This is a genomic window from Oceanobacter kriegii DSM 6294, from assembly GCF_000422845.1.
GTDB classification, from domain to species: Bacteria; Pseudomonadota; Gammaproteobacteria; order Pseudomonadales; family Oceanobacteraceae; genus Oceanobacter; species Oceanobacter kriegii.
On sequence record NZ_AUGV01000004.1, the window covers coordinates 489,556 to 510,781 of the forward strand.

Genomic DNA, 21,226 nt, shown 5'->3' on the forward strand with positions numbered 1-21,226 from the left:
GACCACCCTAATGAAAACACTGGTTATCGTTTCTCATCCTTACCCGGATCATTCAACAGCGATCAAATCGTTGGAAAATACTGCCAAAACGCTTCCGGATATCACGGTCAGAAACCTCGAATCACTGTATGGCAACGACATCAACAAGCTGAACGTTACCGCCGAGCAAGCAGCCTGCGAAGGCATGGATCGCATCGTATTCATGTTCCCCATCCACTGGTTCAACCTGACTCCAATGCTGAAGGCCTACCTGAATGAAGTCTGGACCTATGGCTGGGCATTCGGGCCTGAGGGCAACGCTCTGAAAAACAAGGAGCTGCTGTTGGTAACCACCGCTGGTGCGACAGAGCACACCTACTCGCAGGCAGGGCTGATTCAAAGCACTATCGAGGAAGTACTCACTCCGATGAAAGCCAGCGCGCTTTATGTCGGCATGACATACCTTCAACCACTCGCTTTCTTTGAAGCCAGAGACGCCGCTAAAGAAGCACTCTCCGGCTTTAGCGCCAAGCTCGTTGAACGGCTTGCAAAGTAACCGGCACAGACATCTGCCAGAACTCGCCCGGATTAATGAACGCCATTCATTAACTTGAGCAATTCAGAACGATTCTGCCAGCCGTCAGGCTTTGCCAGAATGGTCATGATGTTTCCGCTTTGGCGCTGTAGTTCTCATTTCTGCAGCGCGTTTTTTAATTTCTTACAAAACTGACTGATTCTGAAAAACACCGATTTGGCAACCGTCGAACAGTGCCCATCGGCGGAACAGTGGGTTGGCGCTTTTGCAATCGTAAACGAGCCATCATTAAGAGGCTGGCCGTGAAGCCAGCGACAACACCAGGTTGTACTCAGAAGACGACCGGTTACACAACAACAGCCCTCCCCGGGCGAACACTCCACTCAACGCAACCGGAGATTCCCAATGATTTCAGTGACGGTCAATGGTGTGACCCACCAACTGGACATTCCCGAAGACACGCCCATTTTGTGGGCCCTACGAGATCACATGCAGATGCATGGCACCCGCTTTGGCTGCGGCATGGCCATGTGTGGCGCTTGTACGGTGCATTTGGATGGCAATCCGATTCGCTCCTGCTCTACTCCGATTGCGTTCGCCAATGGCAAGAACATCACCACCATTGAAGCGATGGCGCAGGACTCGGTTGGTCAGAAAGTCCAGCAAGCCTGGATGGACGAAGCCGTGGCCCAGTGTGGCTACTGCCAGAGCGGTCAGATCATGAGCGCCGTGGCGCTGCTGAAGTCCAACCCGAACCCCACCGACGAACAAATCGACAATGCCATGGCAGGCAACATTTGCCGTTGCGGTACTTACAACCGTATTCGCAAGGCCATCCATAGCGCCGCCGACAACCCGCAACTCGCCAAGGCCAACGCTGTTGATGAATCCCTGTTTGTGGAGGTGAAAGCATGAGCACGACCAAAACACTGAACGCAGCAACGGCGACCGAGAATCAGACCGTGCAAATTGCCAACGTCAGCCGCCGCAAATTTCTCGGTGGTATGGGCATGGCCACCGGCCTGGTGCTGGCCGCTCGTTGGGACATGGCTTTCGCTGAAGATGCCAAATACGGCCGCGACGCCATGCCAAACGGCTGGACCGACAACCCTAATGTGTTCGTCAGCATTGCCACCGACGGCAGCGTAACCATTGTTAACCACCGCGCCGAAATGGGTCAGGGCATTCGCACCAGCCTGGTGATGGTGGTTGCCGACGAAATGGGTGCCGATTGGAACAAGGTAGTGGTTGAACAAGCCAACGCCAACGAACCCAAATACGGCAACCAGAACACCGACGGCTCCCGCTCCATGCGCCACTTTTTCGAGCCCATGCGCCGTGTTGGCGCCGCTGCCCGACACATGCTGGAGCAGGCTGCCGCGCAGGTTTGGAACGTGCCGGTCAGTGATGTCACCACCACCATTCATCAAGTGGTGCACCGCCCGACCAACCGTACCCTGAGTTTTGCCGAGCTGGCGGAACTGGCCGCTGAAATGAAAGTGCCGGTTGCCGCCTCGTTGCAACTGAAACAACCGTCGGAATGGCGCTACATCAGCAAGAATCCGGGTGCTTATCCGGAAGGCACCACCGAAAAAACCGGCCAACCGATGGCCATTGATGGCCGCGATATCGTCACAGGTAAAGCCGTATTTGGTGCCGACGTGGCACTCGACGGCATGCTGGTTGCCAAAATTGTACGCCCACCCGTGTATTGCGCTGGCGTTAAATCTTTCGATGCCACAGAAGCCAAAAAAGTCACTGGCGTGGTCGATGTGATTGAACTGCCCTCCGTGCAAATGCCATCGGCGTTCACGCCGCTGGGCGGTATTGCCGTGGTGGCCGAAAACACCTGGGCTGCCATCAAGGCCAGCCGCGCTCTGAAGATTGAGTGGGATAACGCCAAAGCCGGTGATAACGCCAACTACGATTCCGTGGCTTACCGCCAGCAGCTCGAGGCAGCGGTTCAGCAGCCGGGCAAAGTGGTGCGTAGCGAAGGTGACTTCGAACAGGTGTTGCACAGCGATAGCGCCAACAAGACCGTTGAAGCCAGCTACTACATGCCGCACCTGTCACAATCCCCAATGGAACCCATGGTGGCGATTGCGCAGGTAAAAAATGGCAAGGCAGAAATCTGGGCATCAGTTCAGAACCCGCAATTGGCTAAAGACGGCGTTGCTGGCCAGCTTGGCCTGAAGCCCGAAGACGTTACCGTTCATTGCACCCTGCTGGGTGGCGGCTTTGGCCGTAAATCCAAGCCCGACTACATTTTTGAAGCCGCCGCTCTGTCAGCCAAACTGAACGGTCGTCCGGTGCGTGTTCAATGGACTCGTGAAGACGACATTCAGCAAGGTTACTACCACACCGTGTCGCTGGATCGCCTGGAAGGCGTGCTGGACAGCAATGGCAAATCCATTGGCTGGCGTCACCGTTCGGCATCGCCTTCCATTACCTCGCTGTTTGGCCCGGACAGCGGCCACACCGCCGTGTTTGAAAACGGCATGGGGTTCAATACTGTGCCGTTTGATATTCCGGCCATTCAACTGGAAAACCCGGCAGCTCCGGCCCACGTGCGCATCGGTTGGTACCGGGCGGTGTATAACCTGCCCCATGCGTTTGCCATCCAGAGCTTTGCAGCTGAACTGGCACACGAAGCCGGTGTTGACCACAAACAGTACCTGCTGGATCTGATTGGCCCTGCCCGCAAGATCAACCCGACCAGCATCGGCGAACATTGGAACTACGGCGAAAATCCGGCCGAGTACGTACTGGATACCGGTCGCCTGCGCGACGTGATCGAAATGGCCACCAGCAAAGCCGGTTGGGGCAAGACCATGCCGAAAAACCGGGGTTTGGGTTTGGCCGTTCACAACAGCTTTGTGTCTTACGTGGCAGTGGTGTTCGATGCCGAAGTGACCGACGCCGGTGAGCTGATTATTCACCGTGCCGACATTGCGGTGGACTGCGGCCCGCAGGTGAATCCGGACCGTATTCGCTCGCAAATGGAAGGTGCCTGTGTCATGGGAATCAGCAACGCGCTGGTGAGTGAAATTACCGCCAAAAACGGTGCCATTCAGCAGTCGAACTTCCACAACTATCAGGTGGCTCGCATCGTGCACGCTCCAAAGGAGATTCATGTTCATGCCGTCAATAACCGCATGGATGTGCCAATGGGCGGCATTGGTGAACCCGGCGTACCGCCGGTTGCACCGGCTCTGTGCAATGCCATTTTTGCCGCCAGCGGCAAACGCATTCGTACCTTGCCGATTGCCAACCAGCTGAAAACCTCCTGACGCTAACACCTGATAGGTGGAGACCTCTTGATGCAGCACCTTGATGTGCAGGTAATCAAACAGGCATTGGAATGGAGCCAGACGGGTCACACCGTCTGGCTTTGTACCGTGCTGTCGACTTTTGGTTCGTCTCCCCGCGAACCCGGCTCCATGATGGTTGCTCGCAGTAACGCCCAGCATGTCGGCTCGCTGTCGGGTGGCTGTGTGGAAGACGACTTTCTGGAACAACTGCAAAACGGTGCCTGGCAACAGCCCGTGCAAACCGTACGCTATGGCGACCCGGCGGACGACCATTCCGGGCGGCCACAAATCCGCCTGCCGTGTGGCGGTATTCTGGATGTACTGGTGGAAAAGCTGCCAGCGTCAGCGGCCAGTCAGCACTTGCTAACCCAACTGTTGAACGTACTGGAAGGCCAGCAACAAGCGTTGCGCCAGGTGGACCTCAGCAGTGGCGAGTCGGAACTGTCTCCCCTGAACGACCAGGGCGGCGACCGCATTGAACTGTGTGGCAACAAGGCGCTGATTCGAATTGGCCCTGCCAGCCGTTTGATTATTTGTGGCCTGTCGACGGTGGCCAAGGCCTGCGCCGATTTCGCCGTTACCCTCGGCTACGAAGTGATTGTGTGCGAGCCACGAGAAGAAGTGCTGGCCGACTTCGACCTTACGGGTGTTCGACTGGAGCGCAAGTTGCCCTCTTCGTTCATCAAAAAAGCTGGCAACTGCCACGCCCAAACGGCGGTTGTGGCCATGACTCACGACCCTCGCATTGACGATCTGGCCATGATTGAAGCGGTAAAAACCGATGCGTTTTACATTGGCGTTATGGGGTCGCGCAAAACCTCTGATGCCCGCGCCAGTCGCCTGATGCGCGTTGGTGGTCTGACCGCCGAACAAGTCGAGCGCATTCATATGCCCATCGGCCTGGCCTTGGGCAGCAAAACCCCCGCAGAAATTGCTCTGGCCGCGATGGCCGATATTCTGCGAGTGCAACGCGGTCGCGCCCGTGGCGATCTTTAAAGAACCATGAATCCATGATTTTTGAACAGAAAAAACATCAGGTACTGGGGCTGATTATGGCGGCCGGTTTTTCCAACCGGTTCGGCCCTGACGACAAGCGCAAAGCCACATGGCAAAACACCACACTGCTGGGTGCTACCATCGAAAACACCCGCCAATGGCTGCCAAATATTGCCGTGGTGATTCGCCCGGATGACATCGCCTACGATCTTGGCATTCCTCGCGGCACGCCGATTATTCGAGCAAGCAATGCCAGCAATGGCATGGGCTCTAGTATTTCTGATGCGATGGCGGTGTTACTGGAAGGTGGCGCGGCAAACGGCGCGCTGCTGAAATCGTCCAGCCTACCGATTCACACAATCGCCCTGCTGCTGGGTGATATGCCCGGTATTACCGAGAGTACCTTCAAACGGCTGGTCGAACGCTCGGGCAGTAATCGTATTGTGCGGCCGGTTCACGAGGGCCAGAATGGCCACCCGGTGCTGTTTGGCAAGGCCTACTGGCCGGAATTGGCGGCGCTGACAGGCGACAGTGGTGGCAAACAAATTGTGAAACGCCAACAGGCGCAAGTGGATAACCTGGCGGTCGACGACCCCGGCGTTCTGCTGGACGTCGATCAACCGCAGGATCTGATTGATCAGCCTGTTTGACCTATTTAAACAGCGCCTTAATGATCTCGCCGGATGGCATCACATCGCCGTACTTGCTGTTGATATCAAACAGGTTGGCGTCGTGTGGTGCCTGATGGCGGTCGCCACAGCAATCCCCCGCAACAATGGTTCGGAAGCCGTGCTGTAAGGCGTCCAACGCCGTTGCCCGCACGCAACCACTGGTTGAACAGCCCACCAGCACCACCGTATCCACGCCACGGGCAGTTAATGTCGCCGCCAGACTGGTGCCAAAAAACGAGCTGGCATATTGCTTCACCACCACCACTTCAGAATCCAGCGGCGTTACTTGCGGGCAGAATTCCGCATACGGATTGCCTTCCACCATGGCTTTCATCACCGGCGCTTTTTGCAGCCAGATGCCGCCATCGGCAAAGCCCGGGTGATACAGAATGCGGGTATGAATCACGTCCATGCCATTGGCACGGGCCTGCTCTAACAGGGGTACGGTATTGGCCACGGCGGTTTTCACCATCGGCGCATACAAGGGTGACCCTTCGGTCACGTAGCCTTGCAGAAAGTCGATCAGCACCAGTGCAGCCTTGTTGCCAAACCCTACTTTGCCGTCCCAAACACCCGCGTAGTTGTTACCCAGATCGTCCTGAGTCAAATCATCTTTAGTCAGATCGTCTTGAGCCAAATCGTCTTTAGGCATAGCCCAGCCCCTCCACAAGAAAACAGACAACGGCAGCGCAACCGCAGGCCAACGCTACCGAATAAGAAGAAAAAACGGCCATGTCAGTGCCCCCACCTTCATGGCCAAAGGCGGTTTACCCGCAGAAGGAATCAGTAAGCGCCAGACAACAAAGCACCCGCACCCGGAACCACAGGCTCCAGCTCCAGCGACTTCAGCATGGCGTAGGTCGTTGCCACCGCAGCGGTGACCACTGGTTTGCCCGTCATGGCTTCAACTTTGGCAATGGCAGGCAAGGACGGCATCTGCACACAGGCCGACAACACGATCACATCGGCGTCCTGATATTTCAGGTCCCTGACGATTTCTGGCAAGCGTTGCGGGTCATGGCGGGCAACGTCGAGGTTGTCGGGGATTTCCAGCGCGATGTAGTCCATCACCTCGAAACCTTCCTGACGGATGTAATCCACCACCAGCTCGGTCAGCGGCTTCATATATGGCGCGACCACGGCGACCTTTTTCGCCCCCATCACTTTCAGACCTTCCACCAACGCACCGGCACTGGTGATCACCTGACCATCACTGTCGTTATCGCGTACCCGCTGGGTCAGACGTTTTTCAGATTCGCGGTGATACCCTGGCCCCATGGCCATAATCGCCACCAGACAGGCATAGCCCAGCACGTTGACCTTGGCGTCACTCAGTTCCTGGGCGCAACGATCAGATTCTGCGTCCATGGCAGCCAGTTCTTCCTTGACCACTTTTTTCATCCGCATGCGGCTGGAGTGGAAGGTAAAACGCTGCTCCGGACGAATGCTCATACGAGCGGTCAGCATGGCCGGAATTTCGGTTTCCATGGTGGTGTTGGAGCTCGGCACAATCTGGCCGATTCGATACAAGGTACTCATGCGGCAGGTGCTCCCGAGGCAATCAGTTCAAAGGCAGTGTTGATGAAACCGTCGAGGTCGTCCCACGGGATCATATGGCCGGCGTTTTCGACCTTGGCAATGCGCAGTTGCGGGCACAACTCGGCCATTTCGGCTTCGTCTTCCGGCAGGATCACCCCGCCCTTGCCCGCCACCATCAGGCTGCAAGGCAGCGTTACGGCCGCGAGATCCTTGTGAAAGTCGACGTCGTGGAAATCATTGAACGCCCGTACGATGGCCGGTTCGTAGCAGGTATGTAGCCACTGGGCGCGAAGAGCACGCTGCTCTTCGGTCCATGTGGCGCAGAAGGTTTTCATGTCTTCGGCGGTCATGCCGCTGTTGGCCTGACGAATGGAATCGACGTACCACGGCAGTTTGCTTGGGTATTCACGACGACCCGGGCCGGAAACCGGCGGATCAACCAACACCACCTGCGCCACCCCTTCAGCACCGCGAGCCACCGCCAGAGCGGCAAAGCGCGCTCCCATGGAATGGCCCATCAGTACTACATTTTCCAGCCCCAGCGCCTTGATGAATTCAATCACATCGTCGGCGCAGGATTCCGGGCTGTAATCCAGCTCCGGGCCTGAGGCCGACAAGCCACGACCGCGCACATCCAGCACATAGACGTCGAATTGTTCGGCCAGCTTTTCAGCCACAAAACCCCAGGTCACCGCCGGGCTGGTGATGCCCGGAATCAGCACCAGCGGTTGTTTGGTGCTATCACCATTGCTATCGAGGGCGCCGTACCGCAGGTAGTGCTGGCGAATGCCATTGGCGTTTACCTGACCGCCATACAAATAGAAACTCATCGGCCACCTCACTCTGCAACAGCGTGCTGTGCTGGCTGCGATTCTTGCTGGGGCTCTTTCAGAGCGTCGGCATAAACGTCGTAGCCGTAACACCAGGACGGATCTTCCTGGGTCTTCAGCCAGGTGTTGGCGTTGGAAATGGCCTGTACCTTGGACGCCCGTTCAACACGGTTGGCTTCGTAGTATTTGAAGGTGGTTTCGTAATCGTCCACACCCACTTCGACCATACAGCGCACCAGCATGGCGGCGTCTTCAATAGCCATACAGGCACCCTGTGCCATGTGTGGCTTCATCGGGTGGCAAGCGTCGCCCAGCAGCACCAGACGGTTACTGCTCCACAGTGGCAGTGGTTTGCGGTTTTTCAGTGGCCACTTGGTAACGTAGTCGGTGGCTTCAATCAGGTTCTGCACCGTGCTGTGGTAACCATCGAAGGCGCTGTACATTTCTTCGCGGCTGCTTTCTACCCATGGGGCATCGTGATTCCACTCTGCTTCCGGCACACCGGTCACGTAGTAGTACTCATCCTGCTTGCCGGTGGTGTAGTACACCATCATATGGCGGTCTTCGGTCCACCACTTCACGCAGGGTTCAAACTCGTTCTGGAATTCACGCAAGCGAGCGCCGGTAATCAGTGCGCGGTGAGCAACCCAACCGCTGTAGGTCGGTTCTTCTTCTCCCAGCAGGCATTCGCGTACCTTGGAGTTAATGCCATCTGCACCGATCACGATGTCGGCTTGTACCTCGGTGCCATCGGTAAAGAACAGGCCGACTTCATCGCCGCTGTCTTCAATGCGGTCTAGCTTTTTGCCGAAGTGCAGGTCACTGCCCAGTGGTGACAGCATCACTTCATGCAGATCGCCACGGTGAATGGTGATGTAGGCCGCACCGTAGTTGTCCAACGCGTACTGGCCCAGCTCAATACGCGACATATAGTCGCCAGTGAGGCCATCACGGCTGAACCAGAATTCCGGGTGAGAGCCCATCAGGCTGATGCGCTCTTCCAGACCCAGCCGACGGAAAATCTTCATGACGTTAGGGCCAATGTGAATGCCGGCACCCAGGCGCTCGAACTTGTCGGCCTGTTCATACACAGCAACGTTAAAGCCTTCTTTCTTCAGCAGTGCAGCAACGGCGGCACCGCCAAGTCCGGCACCGATAACGGCAATACGGGTTTTCTTGTCAATGGTCATTGTTAAACCTCTTTTGTTGTCTGGCTGACACCAGTTACGCACTGGAGATTTATAATGTACACACCATATTTGATTTAGAGCAAGAAAATTTTAAACTCGTCGTGTTTGGCAACATTTACCGAATAAATCCGTTAAAACAGCTAAAATCAGATGAAAACAACAATTGACCTGAGTCAAAAACAAGGATTAATGTGATGTACACCGTATTTAATTTAACGTGTACACACAGTTTTGGTACACACAACGCGCAGGAGCATGGCCATGCCGGTAAACCAGAGCCAACTTACGTCGATGTTTGAAGATGTGCTGAAAATGTCGAAGGTCGACAACACCCAAAGCGTGGCCGTTTTGAAAAGTCACTATTCCAATCAGGCCATTGTGCAGGCCGCGACCGATGCCGCCATTCGCCTGGGTGCTCGGGTATACGGTGTTGAATTGCCGTCGTTTCATGCGCCGATGGCGATGGGTAACGACCTCACCGCTTACTGCGGCGACACCGCACTCACGGGTAACAAGGCCGCCCAAACCGCACTGGAAGCCGCCGACCTGATCGTCGACACCATGATGCTGCTGCATTCACCAGAGCAAGAGCAGATTCTGAAAACCGGCACCCGCATTCTGCTGGCGGTTGAGCCACCGGAAGTACTGGCTCGCATCATGCCAACCATGGCCGACAAGCTGATGGTGAAGTCCGCCGAAGAAGTATTGAAAACCGCCAACAGCATCCGCGTAACCTCCGATGCCGGTACCGATTTCCGTGCTGCACTGGGGCAATATCCGGCTGTTACGGAATACGGTCTAGCGGATGAGCCTGGGCGCTGGGATCACTGGCCAAGTGGTTTTCTGTTCAGCTGGCCTAACGAAGAAACCGCAGAAGGTGTGATTGTGATCGACAAGGGCGACATCCTGCTGCCGTTCAAGCAGTACTGCCGCGAGAGCATCACTCTGGAAATTGAGAAAGGTTTTATCACCAATATTCATGGTGGGTTTGAAGCGGAATATCTGGCGGATTACCTGAAGTACTTCGGCGACCCGGAAGTGTATGGCATTTCCCATATTGGCTGGGGCTTGCAAACCCGCGCCCAGTGGACCGCCATGGGCCTGCACGACAAGAACGACGGCATGTGCATGGATGCCCGCGCGTTTGCTGGCAACTTCCTGTTTTCCACCGGCCCCAACACCGAAGTCGGTGGCTCGCGCAAAACCCCTGCCCACATGGACATCCCGCTGCGTAATTGCACCATCACCCTCAACGACGATTTGACCGTCGTTGAAAAAGGCAAGGTGGTTGCGCCGGAAGCATCCATCGCGCCCAAACCAAGCATTCTGGGTTAAGCCCTCGCACCGGTGACAACCGCATGGGCAGCCCCTACCGCAGTACCGTAGGCAGCTGCCCTGTCACCGGTTTTCGAACGACAGCCGGAGCCGGTTCCGAATTATTCCGGTGCCCGCTCTGGCTGTTCGTTCATTTTTTGCAACAGGTAGATCAAGGCAACCCGCTCGGCCGGATTCAGATTACCCATGGTTTGTTCAGTAATGGTGACCGCACAAGGCACCATTTGCTGCACCAGCTGCTGGCCGGATTCCGTCAATCGCAACACCACCTTGCGGCGGTCGGTTTCGTCAGCACCCTGACTGATCCAACCCTTGCTTTTCAGTCGCTCCACCACGCCCCGCATGGTGGCCTGGTCGACCGCGGTGGCCTTAACAATATCGGTTATAGAGCACACGCCCATTTCATGAATGGTGCACAGCGCCACGAACTGCGGCGCAGTCAGGCTCTCTTCACAACTGTACTGCTGGAAAATGGCCATATGACGCTGGTACGCCTTACGCAACAAATGCCCAACCTGCTCGCTGAAATCGTAGTTCTTGCGGCTTTCCGCTTCAGCAGAGTACTCAACCATGCCACTTATTCCTCTCGTTCGGCAGGTCGGCCCAATGGCCAGACCTCAGTGTCCCGGCAGTATACGCGATTGCCACCGCGATCCGAAAAAGCATTGAACACATGGCAGTTTTCCGTCGCAGAGAAGCAAGGGATCGTATTTGCAGAACAGTCATTTCCCAAAACAACGCTGCTCCGTCCACATTGGCCGCCAATGACACACGACGCTCTGCCATTTACTCAAAAAGTTAAGTAAATACTTAATAAACTTATTTTGGATATTCTGATGAGTGCCAACACCAGCGCCGCCAGCCAAGCCATCGTCTTCAACCTGAATGGCTCTCCTACGTCCGTCACAGCGGATCCATCCAGCCCACTGCTGTTTGCCTTACGCAACGATTGCCAACTCAACAGCCCCAAATATGGCTGCGGCATGGGCGAATGCGGTGCCTGCAGCGTTTTGATTGATGGCAAAACCGCGCGCTCATGCTCCATCCCCCTGAAAGCCGTCAAAGGCCGCACGGTCACCACACTGGAAGGGCTGGCAACACAGGGGCAGATGCATCCGGTACAGCAAGCCTTTGTCGACGCCCAGGGCGCACAGTGTGGCTATTGCCTGAACGGCATGATCATTACCACCACCGCCTGGATTGAACATCTGACCGAACGGCCGTCAGAGGCTGATATTCGCAACGCACTGAAAGCCAATTTATGCCGCTGCGGCACCCATCTGGAAATTCTCGACGCTGTTCGCCTTGCCGTTGCCAATAAATTTCCTGCCACAGACACAACCACCAGCGCTAACACCACCACAACCGCACAAACCAGCACCCGATCGCTTGAGGAGAAGACCCCATGGAACCGATTCTGAGCCGCGATGAATTAATGGCGGCAGATAACGTTCTGCTGTTATTGCGCCCAAGCAACCCACCTCTGAGTCCGGCCCAAAAAGCCAGCACCGAAGAGAAAGAGCCCGAGCTGGAAGTGTTTGTGGCGATTCATGGCGACGGCCGCATCATTGCCATGAACGGTCACGTCGACCTTGGCACAGGCATTGGTACCGCACTGGCCCAGATCGTTGCCGAAGAGCTGTATGTAGAAGCGAAAGACGTACAGATGATTCTCGGCGACCCGGACAAAACCCCAAATCAAGGCGCCACCATTGCCAGCGCCACCATTCAGATTACTGCCGTACCACTGCGCAAGGCCGCGGCTACAGCGCGTCATTTTCTGGTGGAACGAGCAGCCGCGCACTGGCAGTGCAGCCCTGGAGAGCTGACCACCGATGGCGGCAAGGTAATCCATGCCGAAAAGCAACAAGCAATCCGCTACGGCGACTTGATTGGCGGCCAGCGTATTGAACTGATGGTCGACGAACACGCTGCACTCAAACCGGTCGATGAATACCGCATTGTTGGCAAGTCAGCCGTGCGCAAGGACATCCCCGCCAAAGCCACCGGCCAGTTTGAATACGTCCACGATGTACGGGTACCACACATGTTACACGGTCGTGTGGTGCGCCCACCCTATGCCGGTCGTGACGGCGGCGAATTTATTGGCAACAGCCTGCTGGGGATCGACAAATCCTCGATTGCCCACATTCCCGGCATCATCACCATCGAAGTCATTGGCGACTTTATTGGCATTGTCGCCGAGCGCGAGGAACAGGCCGACCGCGCCGCCCGCGAACTGAAAGTCGACTGGAAACCCAGCCCCGACCTGCCAGACATCAACGACCTCGAAAACGCCATTCGCAACAACCCGACCGACAAGACCCGCACCCTGGTCGACGAAGGCAATGTCGAACAGGCGGTCAAGGACGCCCATAAACGTCTGACCCGCACCTACGTCTGGCCTTATCAGATGCACGGCTCTATCGGTCCTTCCTGCGCCGTCGCCGATGTTAAAGCCGACAAGGTAAAAGTCTGGTCCGGCACCCAAAACCCGCACATCTTGCGGGCCGATCTGGCATTCTTGCTGAACATTGACGAGAACATGATCGATATCGTGCGCCATCAGGCAGCGGGCTGCTACGGCCGTAACTGCGCTGACGACGTCTGTGGTGACGCCGTGTTGCTGTCCCGTGCGGTTGGCTTCCCGGTACGGGTGCAGCTGACTCGCGAACAGGAACATGCCTGGGAACCGAAAGGTGCTGGCCAGCTGATGGAAGTCGATGGCGGTATTGCCGAAGACGGCCATCCCTACGCTTACGATTTCAAAACGTCCTATCCGTCCAATGGCGCACCGAATCTGGCGCTGTTACTAACGGGCGTTGTAGAGGCTATTCCGGCGGCACTGGAAATGGGCGACCGCACCGCCATTCCACCCTACCAGTACGACCATATGCGCATTCGCGTTGACGACATGGCCCCGATGGTACGCGCCGCCTGGCTGCGTGGCGTGTCGGCCATGCCCAACACCTTTGCCCACGAATCCTACATCGACGAATTGGCGGCCGAAGCCGGTGAAGACCCGGTCGAATACCGCCTTAAGTACATGAAGGACGAACGTGCGCGTGAGCTGCTGGAAAACACCGCCGAGCGTGCCAACTGGCAGCCGAAGTCCGGCCCGTGGCAACCCAAGGTGGGTACTGGTACGAACAGCAATATCGTCAAAGGCCGCGGCGTGGCGTACGCCCGTTACATTCACAGCAAGTTTCCGGGCTTTGGGGCTGCCTGGGCCTCCTGGATTGCCGATGTAGAGGTCAATCAGGATTCCGGCGAAGTGAACGTCACCCGCGTCACCGTTGGCCATGATGCTGGCCTGATGATTAACCCCGACGGCGTCAAACATCAGGTGCACGGCAATGTCATTCAGTCCACCAGCCGCGCCCTCAAAGAAGAAGTCACCTTCAACGAAACCATGGTCGAAGACCGCGACTGGGGCAGCTATCCGATTCTGAATTTCCCGGAACTGCCGGAAGTGGATGTAATGCTGGCGGAAAAGCCGGAAGAACCACCGATGGGCGCTGGTGAATCGGCCTCCGTCCCGAGCGCCGCCGCCATTGCCAACGCCATTTACGATGCCACCGGTGTGCGTATGCGCCAGCCGCCGTTTACCCCGGAGCGTATGCGCGCGGCACTGGAAGACGCTGGTGTGCGTCCAAAGAAAATTGAAAAGCCAAAATACAAGCCAGGCCTGAAAAGCTGGATTGGTGGCCTTGGAGCAACTGCCCTTGGCGCACTCGCTGTCGCCTCACCATGGCGCGCGGCGATCCCGGAAATCACACCACCATCGGCATCCGTGTATTCTGCTGCCACCATTGCTCGCGGTGCCGAAGTGTTTGCGGCTGGCGACTGCGCCGTCTGCCACACCAGCGAAGGCGGCATTCGCAATGCTGGTGGCCGCGCACTGGAAACACCATTCGGCACGGTATTCAGCACCAATCTGACCCCCGACCCGGACACCGGTATCGGCCGCTGGTCATTCACTGCCTTTGAACGCGCCATGCGCGAAGGCATCAGCCGCGATGGCAAACACCTGTATCCGGTATTTCCCTACACCGCCTACCAGAACATGAACGACGCCGACATGCAGGCGCTGTATGCCTACCTGATGAGTCAGCCAGCCGTTAAGCAAGACAACCCGCAAACCGAATTGGCCTTTCCGTACAGCTTCCGCCCCATGATGGCGGGCTGGAACACCCTGTTCAAAAACAACACCCGCACTTACGACGACCCAACCCAGACCGAGCTGTGGAATCGCGGCGCCTATCTGGTCAACGGTGCTGGTCACTGTGGTGCCTGCCATTCCCCACGCAACTTGCTCGGCGCTGAAAAAACCGGCACTGCTTTCCTGGCTGGCGGCGATGTGGATGGCTGGGAGGCTCCGGCACTGAATGGCCAGAGCAAGTCGCCACTGCCATGGAGCGAACAGGATTTTTACGATTACCTGCGAACCGGCAACTCGGACACTCACGGACCATCGACCGGCCCAATGGCCGCGGTAGTGGAAGAAATGCAGGCGCTGCCAGACAGCGACATTCAGGCCATCTCGCACTATTTGGCCAATCTTGAAGGCGTCAGTGCCAGTCAGCCTGCCCCCCAAACGACCACGCTTGCAGAATCTGGAACTCTCAACGCCACAGATTTCAACAGCGCCGCCCGAACATTTGAGAGTGCTTGCGCCGGTTGCCATGAAACCCGGCCGGACTGGTTTGGGGTCAATCCGAATTTGGCCACCAACAGCAATGTGCACAGCGATCGTCCGGACAACCTGATTCGTACCATTCTGTTTGGCGTACAAACTCCGGCAGACCCGGAACTGGGGTACATGCCCGGCTTCGCCAACGCCATGAACGACAAACAGGTCGCCAATCTGGTGAGCCATATTCGCGGTCGCTTTGCTGCCGACAAGCCTGTCTGGCACAACCTCGAAGCCGTGGTGAAACAGATTCGGGCCAACCCGGGAAGTCATTAAGCCTCCCCAAACCAGCTATAACCCAAACCCGATAGCCCGAACCAGCTACAAACCGAACAATTGAAACGTACACACCACAAAAAGTGTTACCAAACGGCACATAAAAGGATTTTAAACACCTTCAAAATCGTGCACACAACAGAGTTTTCGCACCACTTTCAAACACCAAACGCCGCTCGCGCCCGTTATCGGGCGGCTAAACCATTTAAAAGGTACACACCAGATAAGTTTTTGGGCTTTTACTGCCTCAAATCATTGAAATTGCACACTTGGTACGGCTATTGCCTTTGAAGATAAGGTGTACACACCATTAATCGACAATTTATCGAGACCCTTGGCTCAGATAGATTGCATTCCATAACAAGCTGGTAAACGGATTGCTTTCCAGATAGTCCCGGAAACAACCAGACTGGCGCAGAGATGCAAGAGGTACGCTATGAAGACAAACAACTGGATATGGGCCGTCTGGGCCCTGGTGCTGCTCTGCTACGTAGTGCCCTACGGTTTCCTGACCGAGGTACAAAGCTGGAGCGGTAGCTTCATCTACTGGACCATTACCGGCGTACTCGTGGTTGTCGCCAATCTGATGATCACCAAAGATTTCGGGGAGGAAGAAGCATGAGTACATCATTAATCTGGTGGTCTGTGGCCATCTATCTGGTGATTGCCATCGCCATTGCCGTGATCTCCCGCGACGGCAAGGCCAACAGCATGTCCGGCTATTTCCTCGGCGGCCGCCAAATGAACGGCGTGCTGTCTGCCCTGAGCTACAGTGCCACCACCTATTCCGCCTTTATGATGGTTGGCCTGGCAGGCCTTACCTATAAAGGTGGCGTTGGCGCGCTGGGGTTTGAAATCGTTTACTTTGCCGGTGTGTCTCTGGTGGCCGTGTTTGGTCCCAAGTTCTGGGCGGTGGGCAAGAAGTTTGGTTACGTAACCCCAAGCGAAATGCTCGGTCATCGCTACCAGAACAAAGCGGTGTCTGTGGTTGCCGCGCTGGCCTCCTGCCTGTTCTTGATTCCTTACGCTGCGGTCCAGCTGACCGGCGTGGGCTACCTGATGTCTGGTATGACCGATGGCGCTATTTCATTCTCCACCGCCGTACTGATCGCGACCGTTATGGCGCTGTTCTTCTGCTACATCGCCGGTATTCGCTCCGTGGTATGGACTGACTCCCTGCAAGCCGTAATGATGATTGTGGTATCCACCATTGTTGCCCTGTTGGTGATTTCTGAACTGGGCGGCTTCGATGGTCTGTTCACCACCCTGGAGCAAACCAAGCCGGAAACCCTGTCGGTGCCGGGTAGCGGCCTGTTCAGCTTCTGGACCTTCCTGGGCCTGACCATTCCATGGTTCTTCTTCAGTCTGTCCAACCCACAGGTAAGCCAGCGTCTGTTTATGCCATCGTCCCTCAAAGCCCTGCGCCAAATGCTGCTTGGCTTCCTGGTGTTTGGCCTGATTTACACTCTGGTGTCTGTGATGTGGGGCTTCTCTGCCATCGTTGCCTTCCCGGATCTGGCCAAGGCCGACATGGCCACCCCAGCGCTGCTGTCGTCTGACATGGTGCCACCAGTACTGGCGGTGATTGTGATGATCGGCATTATGGCGGCGGCTATCTCCACCATCGACTCCATCATGCTGACACTGTCTTCCATGGTTTCCCGTGATGTGTACGCCAACATGAACACCAACGCTGACGACCGCGAGCAACTGGCGGTAGGCAAACTGGTGATTCCGGTGATTGCACTGATGGCCTACGCCTTTGCCAAGCTGGAGCTGAGCCTGATTGCGGTGCTGTCGGTTGCGGCGTCTTCCGGTCTGGTGGTTGTGGTTCCTGCACTGATCGGTTCTTTCTTCTGGAAGCGCGGTACCGCTGCGGGTGCACTGGCCTCCATTCTGGGTACCGGCATTCTGGTACTGTACATTTATGCTACGGGCGGCAAGCTGCTGGGCTTCTCGGCCGGCATCTGGGGCCTGCCAGTATCCACCCTGCTGTTTGTCGGTGTCAGCCTGCTGACCAAGGCGCCGGTGGATGTTGCCGAAGCCTTTATGGCCGAAGCCAACTCGGCGGTTAAAGGCAAGCAGTCCAGCGCCAAAGGCAACGCTCGCCCTGCCGTGGTATAACTTTGGACCATTAACAGGCGTATCCTGCCATTCAGCAACACGCCTGCGACCGAAGCACCAGTGATCAAGATCACTGGTGCTTCAACGATTTGAAGACATGGAACATGAGTCAGACAGCAAACACAGCGACCGCTAATACGCCGTCTTCCCGCAAGACTGGCAAGCAAGCCGAAAAGGCACGCGAAACCCGTCAACGCATTCTAGAAGCCGCCATCAGCATTTTTGCAGAACTTGGCTACGCCGGTGCCCGGATTGACCGTATATCGAAGGCCGCCAATAGCAACGACCGCATGATTTACTATTACTTCGGCAACAAGGAGCAGTTGTTTATCGCGGTGCTGGAAGCGGTGTATCAGGGTTTTTTGGATGCCGAACAAGGGTTGCAGCTGAATCTGGCCAAGCCGCTGGATGCCCTCGACGACATCGTCAGCTTCACCTTTCACTACTATCTTGAGCATCGGGAGTTTGTTGCCATTCTGGGTGACGAAAACCTGCATCAGGCGCGGCATTCTCGCCAAAGCGAACGCATCGCCCATATTTCCAGTGGCATTCAAGGGCAGCTGGGCAAGGTGGTTGAAGCGGGCCAACAGCAGGGACTGTTTATTGCGAACATCGACGTTGCCATGCTGTATTTGACGGTATCGTCACTGACGTACTTCTATTGCTCCAACCAGTACACCCTCGGGGTGTTTATGAACCTCGACCTGACAGACAGCGGTTTGCGGGAATACTGGCTGCAACATATAAAGCAGGTGGTGCGAAAATCGGTGCTGAATACTGTGACCGAGGGGCCTGAGTAACGACTTATTGCTCTTCGTCTTCCAGCAGCTCCGCCATGATCCATTCCTTGAAGGCTTTCATACCTGCCGTCAATGGACGGTTTTTGCGATACACCAGATAGAAGGCCTTTTGGGTATCCAGCTGAATCTCGAACGGTCGCACCAAACGTCCGGAAGCAATTTCCCGCGACGTTAACGTGCTATCAGCCAATGCCACACCCAACCCCTCTTGCGCCGCCGCGGTCGCCAACTGGCCACTGGACATTTGCAGGCTGCCTTTTGGAATCATGCCGCCAACACCGGCCTGCTCCATCCAGTCCTGCCATTCCCATTTGCGCTTGGAGACGTAAATCAGGTTGTGATATCGCAGGTTATTGATATCCGTTAGCGGGTTACGGCCCCTCATCAACGTCGGACTACAAACCGGCACCAGCATCACCTTACGCAGGAAGTGGGTTTCGATATCGTTCCATTCACCATTGCCGTAATAAATGGCCATGTCGGTGCTGGAGCGATTGAAATCGATCAAACCCATGCTGGCGTTAATTTGCAGTTCAATATCCGGATACAGCTCCTGAAACCGTGCCATGTGCGGCATCAGCCAGCGAGTCAGGAAGTTCGGTGCGACGCTGATTTGCACCACGTTGCTTTCCTGATAGGTGGTCAAACGCTGGGTAGCAATCTCGATTTCATCGAGGGCGTGCTTGATCATGGTGAGGTATTGCTCACCGGCCGGGGTTAACTCAACTTTACGTTTGTTACGGCTGAACAACAAAACCCCCAAGTATTCCTCAAGGGTTTTGACCTGGTGACTCACCGCCGAAGCCGTGACAAACAATTCTTCGGCTGCCGCTGCAAAGCTGTTATTACGGGCTGCAGCTTCAAATGCGCGAAGTGAGTTAAGAGGAGGTAAGCGACGCATGGCAATCACGTATGGTTAAATTTTCTCATCATAGTGCTGAGAAAGTATCGTTTTTGCAAGTGTCAGACTGTGTCTACTATTCATCCTGTAGACAGACATTTCTGATCTGCACCAACTAACCGAGGAGTTCCACTATGAACCTTTCTGAACTGAACCATTCTGAACTGAACCATTCTGAACTGAACGACTTTGAACCAACCGTTGGCCTCACTGCCCATACCGACATTGAAGCCCACATTGCTCGCGCCCAGGCCATGCGCTCTGAATACATTGCTCACATGTGCTCATCCGCAGTCCACAAGCTGGCTCACGCACTGCACATCGGTCACAAATCCGATCACGTAGCGCACGGTCACTAAGCCTTTAACTGTGGCTTTCCATCGACTCATCCCGTTTAAAAATAACACGAGTCGATATTGAACCTTTAATAACGCCATGCGTTAACAAACAACCTGCGGAACCAAATCGAATAGCAACATCCAACCTCTTATATCCGCTTGATACCCCCGCCTGACCCATATCCTTACGTCATATTTGTCTGACAAAAAGTTATTTAAATCGCCATTTTCGCCCTTACAAAAGTTACTAAACGTCCGTTTACTTTCTTAACTCGTTTGAAACTTCTGCCCTCGTCAGAGCTTGCTTAGACTGCGCCGCATAAATAAAACAACCAAGAGCGTCTATTTATGAACACGACCGATGCCGTAACACTGCACGATCAGCGTGAAGTCAAAATTGTGCTTCTGATTGCTGCTTTCGTCATCATCATGGCCACTTTCTTCAACCAGCTGCCTGGCGGCATGATTGGTGCCCTCGGCGCCATGGTGATTGTGGGCTATATCCTGAACTACCTGGGCGATCGTACTCCGATCATCAACCAGTTCTTCGGTGGCGGTGCCATCGTTGTTATTTTCGGTTCTTCCTGGCTGTTCCACAGCGGTTTGATCTCCGGTGACATCACCAAACAAATCACGACCTTCACCAAGTCCGGTGGCTTCCTGTCGTTCTACGTTGCCTCTCTGGTAACCGGTTCGATTCTGGGCATGAGCCGTGACACCCTGAAGTCTGCGGCCCTGAAATACATCCCGGTTATCCTGGGTGCGGTTGCCGTTTCCTTCGTGTTTGCGGGCGTTGTTGGCCTGTTCTTCGGCAAAAACCTGTTTGAATCCCTGATGCTGATTGCACTGCCTATCATGGGCGGCGGCATGGGCGCTGGTGCGGTTCCACTGGTTGAAATCATGTCCGGCCGTACTGGCATGGACGCTGCCAGCCTGATGTCCCAGATGGTTCCTGCCCTGGCAATCGGTAACGCCATTGCGATCGTTATCGCTGGTTTGCTGAACAAGGTTGGCCAGGTTAAGCCAAGCTGGACCGGTAACGGCAAGCTGATCCGTGGCGAACAGGAACAGATCGAAGAAGAAACCAACAAGTACTCTCTGGACGTAACCAAGCTGGGTGTTGGCGCTCTGATCGCGATCAGCATGTTCTTCCTGGGCACCCTGCTGTCCAGCGTCATCAGCATGCACACTTACGCTCTGATGATTCTGTCCATCGCTCTGATCAAGGTTACTGGTCTGATGCCGGCCAACCTGGAACGTGCTGCCCACGCCTGGTACACCTTTGTAGTGGGTAACCTGACCCCTGCGCTGCTGGTAGGTATCGGTGTGGCTTACACCAACCTGGATCAAATCATCGATGCCCTGAGCCCAATGTACTTCGCTATGGTATTCGCTACCGTACTGGGTGCTGCTGTTGGTGCTGCTCTGATCGGTCGTCTGATGGGCTTCTACCCGGTTGAATCTGCGATCACTGGTGGTCTGTGTATGGCCAACATGGGTGGTACTGGTGACGTTGCGGTACTGGCTGCGTCCAAGCGTATGGAACTGATGCCATTCGCCCAGATCTCTTCCCGTATTGGTGGTGCGTTCATGCTGATTCTGGCGACCTTCGCTATCCAGCTGTTCTCCTGATCACGCCACAACCTTCTTCATTTACGTTCTTCACGGCTCAAGAAGACCGACACTGAAGACCCGGAGCCCTCTTTGA

General features: G+C 55.6%; 19 protein-coding genes. 13 read left to right on the plus strand and 6 right to left on the minus strand.

Annotated elements, in window-relative coordinates:
• Positions 1-10 precede the first annotated feature (10 nt).
• The 5 genes from G516_RS21090 to G516_RS0105135 all read left to right on the plus strand — a co-directional run bounded on the left by G516_RS21090 (position 11) and on the right by G516_RS0105135 (position 5,471).
• Complete coding sequence (locus G516_RS21090) at positions 11-535, plus strand: NAD(P)H-dependent oxidoreductase (protein WP_036534460.1); 525 nt, start codon at positions 11-13, stop codon at positions 533-535.
• A 384-nt stretch (positions 536-919) separates the two neighbouring features.
• Positions 920-1,429: a (2Fe-2S)-binding protein gene (locus G516_RS21095; protein WP_051218947.1), complete on the plus strand. Its 510-nt coding sequence runs from the start codon at positions 920-922 to the stop codon at positions 1,427-1,429.
• Positions 1,426-3,804 carry a xanthine dehydrogenase family protein molybdopterin-binding subunit gene (locus tag G516_RS0105125; protein ID WP_051218948.1) on the plus strand — a complete coding sequence of 793 codons (2,379 nt, stop codon included), beginning with the start codon at positions 1,426-1,428 and terminating at the stop codon, positions 3,802-3,804. Before G516_RS21095 ends, G516_RS0105125 begins: the two co-directional genes overlap by 4 nt.
• A 30-nt stretch (positions 3,805-3,834) precedes the next feature.
• Positions 3,835-4,821: an XdhC family protein gene (locus G516_RS0105130; RefSeq protein WP_028292761.1), complete on the plus strand. Its 987-nt coding sequence runs from the start codon at positions 3,835-3,837 to the stop codon at positions 4,819-4,821.
• Positions 4,822-4,835: 14 nt separating this feature from the next.
• Complete coding sequence (locus G516_RS0105135) at positions 4,836-5,471, plus strand: nucleotidyltransferase family protein (RefSeq protein WP_028292762.1); 636 nt, start codon at positions 4,836-4,838, stop codon at positions 5,469-5,471.
• A gap of 1 nt (position 5,472) precedes the next feature.
• Here G516_RS0105135 and G516_RS0105140 read toward each other — a convergent pair whose 3' ends face one another.
• The 4 genes from G516_RS0105140 to G516_RS0105155 all read right to left on the minus strand — a co-directional run bounded on the left by G516_RS0105140 (position 5,473) and on the right by G516_RS0105155 (position 9,051).
• Positions 5,473-6,144, minus strand: coding sequence for an N-carbamoylsarcosine amidohydrolase (locus G516_RS0105140; protein ID WP_156878951.1), 672 nt, complete (start codon positions 6,142-6,144; stop codon positions 5,473-5,475).
• Positions 6,145-6,275: 131 nt separating this feature from the next.
• Complete coding sequence (locus G516_RS0105145) at positions 6,276-7,031, minus strand: maleate cis-trans isomerase family protein (RefSeq protein ID WP_028292764.1); 756 nt, start codon at positions 7,029-7,031, stop codon at positions 6,276-6,278.
• Positions 7,028-7,861, minus strand: a complete 834-nt coding sequence (locus G516_RS21100) for an alpha/beta fold hydrolase (RefSeq protein ID WP_051218949.1) — start codon at positions 7,859-7,861, stop codon at positions 7,028-7,030. The genes G516_RS0105145 and G516_RS21100 overlap by 4 nt, the downstream gene beginning before the upstream one ends.
• 8 nt (positions 7,862-7,869) lie before the next feature.
• Positions 7,870-9,051: an FAD-dependent monooxygenase gene (locus G516_RS0105155; RefSeq protein WP_051218950.1), complete on the minus strand. Its 1,182-nt coding sequence runs from the start codon at positions 9,049-9,051 to the stop codon at positions 7,870-7,872.
• Positions 9,052-9,312: 261 nt separating this feature from the next.
• On the opposite strand from G516_RS0105155, the gene G516_RS0105160 reads away from it, so the two are divergent.
• Entirely contained in the window at positions 9,313-10,386 is a 1,074-nt protein-coding gene (locus G516_RS0105160; protein ID WP_028292766.1) for a M29 family metallopeptidase, read from the plus strand.
• Positions 10,387-10,487: 101 nt separating this feature from the next.
• Here G516_RS0105160 and G516_RS0105165 read toward each other — a convergent pair whose 3' ends face one another.
• Positions 10,488-10,958, minus strand: a complete 471-nt coding sequence (locus G516_RS0105165; protein ID WP_028292767.1) for a MarR family winged helix-turn-helix transcriptional regulator — start codon at positions 10,956-10,958, stop codon at positions 10,488-10,490.
• Positions 10,959-11,222: 264 nt separating this feature from the next.
• Between G516_RS0105165 and G516_RS21105 the strand changes: the two genes are divergently transcribed.
• The 5 genes from G516_RS21105 (at position 11,223) to G516_RS21115 (ending at position 18,279) form a co-directional block, all read left to right on the plus strand.
• Positions 11,223-11,807: a (2Fe-2S)-binding protein gene (locus tag G516_RS21105; protein WP_084644869.1), complete on the plus strand. Its 585-nt coding sequence runs from the start codon at positions 11,223-11,225 to the stop codon at positions 11,805-11,807.
• The gene (locus G516_RS0105175) at positions 11,792-15,355 is read left to right on the plus strand and encodes a molybdopterin cofactor-binding domain-containing protein (RefSeq protein WP_028292768.1); all 3,564 of its coding nucleotides are present in this window, start codon (positions 11,792-11,794) and stop codon (positions 15,353-15,355) included. The genes G516_RS21105 and G516_RS0105175 overlap by 16 nt, the downstream gene beginning before the upstream one ends.
• 436 nt (positions 15,356-15,791) lie before the next feature.
• Positions 15,792-15,977 carry a hypothetical protein gene (locus tag G516_RS0105180; protein ID WP_028292769.1) on the plus strand — a complete coding sequence of 62 codons (186 nt, stop codon included), beginning with the start codon at positions 15,792-15,794 and terminating at the stop codon, positions 15,975-15,977.
• Positions 15,974-17,479 carry a sodium:solute symporter family protein gene (locus G516_RS21110; RefSeq protein WP_051218951.1) on the plus strand — a complete coding sequence of 502 codons (1,506 nt, stop codon included), beginning with the start codon at positions 15,974-15,976 and terminating at the stop codon, positions 17,477-17,479. The genes G516_RS0105180 and G516_RS21110 overlap by 4 nt, the downstream gene beginning before the upstream one ends.
• Positions 17,480-17,583: 104 nt before the next feature.
• Positions 17,584-18,279, plus strand: a complete 696-nt coding sequence (locus tag G516_RS21115) for a TetR/AcrR family transcriptional regulator (protein ID WP_051218952.1) — start codon at positions 17,584-17,586, stop codon at positions 18,277-18,279.
• Positions 18,280-18,283: 4 nt separating this feature from the next.
• Here the strand turns inward: G516_RS21115 and gcvA are convergent, their stop codons facing one another.
• The gene (gene gcvA / locus G516_RS0105195; protein ID WP_028292770.1) at positions 18,284-19,180 is read right to left on the minus strand and encodes a transcriptional regulator GcvA; all 897 of its coding nucleotides are present in this window, start codon (positions 19,178-19,180) and stop codon (positions 18,284-18,286) included.
• A 134-nt stretch (positions 19,181-19,314) separates the two neighbouring features.
• Here gcvA and G516_RS0105200 point away from each other — a divergent pair, with 134 nt between their 5' ends.
• The gene (locus G516_RS0105200) at positions 19,315-19,539 is read left to right on the plus strand and encodes an RSP_7527 family protein (protein ID WP_028292771.1); all 225 of its coding nucleotides are present in this window, start codon (positions 19,315-19,317) and stop codon (positions 19,537-19,539) included.
• A gap of 327 nt (positions 19,540-19,866) precedes the next feature.
• On the plus strand, positions 19,867-21,150 hold the full coding sequence (locus G516_RS0105205; RefSeq protein WP_028292772.1) for a 2-hydroxycarboxylate transporter family protein: 1,284 nt from the start codon (positions 19,867-19,869) through the stop codon (positions 21,148-21,150).
• Positions 21,151-21,226 lie beyond the last annotated feature (76 nt).

Excerpts from the sequence above, each read along its gene's own strand:
- G516_RS21090 (WP_036534460.1), top strand. The coding sequence starts at position 11 with ATGAAAACACTGGTTATCGTTTCTCATCCTTACCCGGATCATTCAACA.
- G516_RS21095 (WP_051218947.1), top strand. The coding sequence starts at position 920 with ATGATTTCAGTGACGGTCAATGGTGTGACCCACCAACTGGACATTCCC.
- G516_RS0105125 (WP_051218948.1), top strand. The coding sequence starts at position 1,426 with ATGAGCACGACCAAAACACTGAACGCAGCAACGGCGACCGAGAATCAG.
- G516_RS0105130 (WP_028292761.1), top strand. The coding sequence starts at position 3,835 with ATGCAGCACCTTGATGTGCAGGTAATCAAACAGGCATTGGAATGGAGC.
- G516_RS0105135 (WP_028292762.1), top strand. The coding sequence starts at position 4,836 with ATGATTTTTGAACAGAAAAAACATCAGGTACTGGGGCTGATTATGGCG.
- G516_RS0105140 (WP_156878951.1), bottom strand. The coding sequence starts at position 6,144 with ATGCCTAAAGACGATTTGGCTCAAGACGATCTGACTAAAGATGATTTG.
- G516_RS0105145 (WP_028292764.1), bottom strand. The coding sequence starts at position 7,031 with ATGAGTACCTTGTATCGAATCGGCCAGATTGTGCCGAGCTCCAACACC.
- G516_RS21100 (WP_051218949.1), bottom strand. The coding sequence starts at position 7,861 with ATGAGTTTCTATTTGTATGGCGGTCAGGTAAACGCCAATGGCATTCGC.
- G516_RS0105155 (WP_051218950.1), bottom strand. The coding sequence starts at position 9,051 with ATGACCATTGACAAGAAAACCCGTATTGCCGTTATCGGTGCCGGACTT.
- G516_RS0105160 (WP_028292766.1), top strand. The coding sequence starts at position 9,313 with ATGCCGGTAAACCAGAGCCAACTTACGTCGATGTTTGAAGATGTGCTG.
- G516_RS0105165 (WP_028292767.1), bottom strand. The coding sequence starts at position 10,958 with ATGGTTGAGTACTCTGCTGAAGCGGAAAGCCGCAAGAACTACGATTTC.
- G516_RS21105 (WP_084644869.1), top strand. The coding sequence starts at position 11,223 with ATGAGTGCCAACACCAGCGCCGCCAGCCAAGCCATCGTCTTCAACCTG.
- G516_RS0105175 (WP_028292768.1), top strand. The coding sequence starts at position 11,792 with ATGGAACCGATTCTGAGCCGCGATGAATTAATGGCGGCAGATAACGTT.
- G516_RS0105180 (WP_028292769.1), top strand. The coding sequence starts at position 15,792 with ATGAAGACAAACAACTGGATATGGGCCGTCTGGGCCCTGGTGCTGCTC.
- G516_RS21110 (WP_051218951.1), top strand. The coding sequence starts at position 15,974 with ATGAGTACATCATTAATCTGGTGGTCTGTGGCCATCTATCTGGTGATT.
- G516_RS21115 (WP_051218952.1), top strand. The coding sequence starts at position 17,584 with ATGAGTCAGACAGCAAACACAGCGACCGCTAATACGCCGTCTTCCCGC.
- gcvA (WP_028292770.1), bottom strand. The coding sequence starts at position 19,180 with ATGCGTCGCTTACCTCCTCTTAACTCACTTCGCGCATTTGAAGCTGCA.
- G516_RS0105200 (WP_028292771.1), top strand. The coding sequence starts at position 19,315 with ATGAACCTTTCTGAACTGAACCATTCTGAACTGAACCATTCTGAACTG.
- G516_RS0105205 (WP_028292772.1), top strand. The coding sequence starts at position 19,867 with ATGAACACGACCGATGCCGTAACACTGCACGATCAGCGTGAAGTCAAA.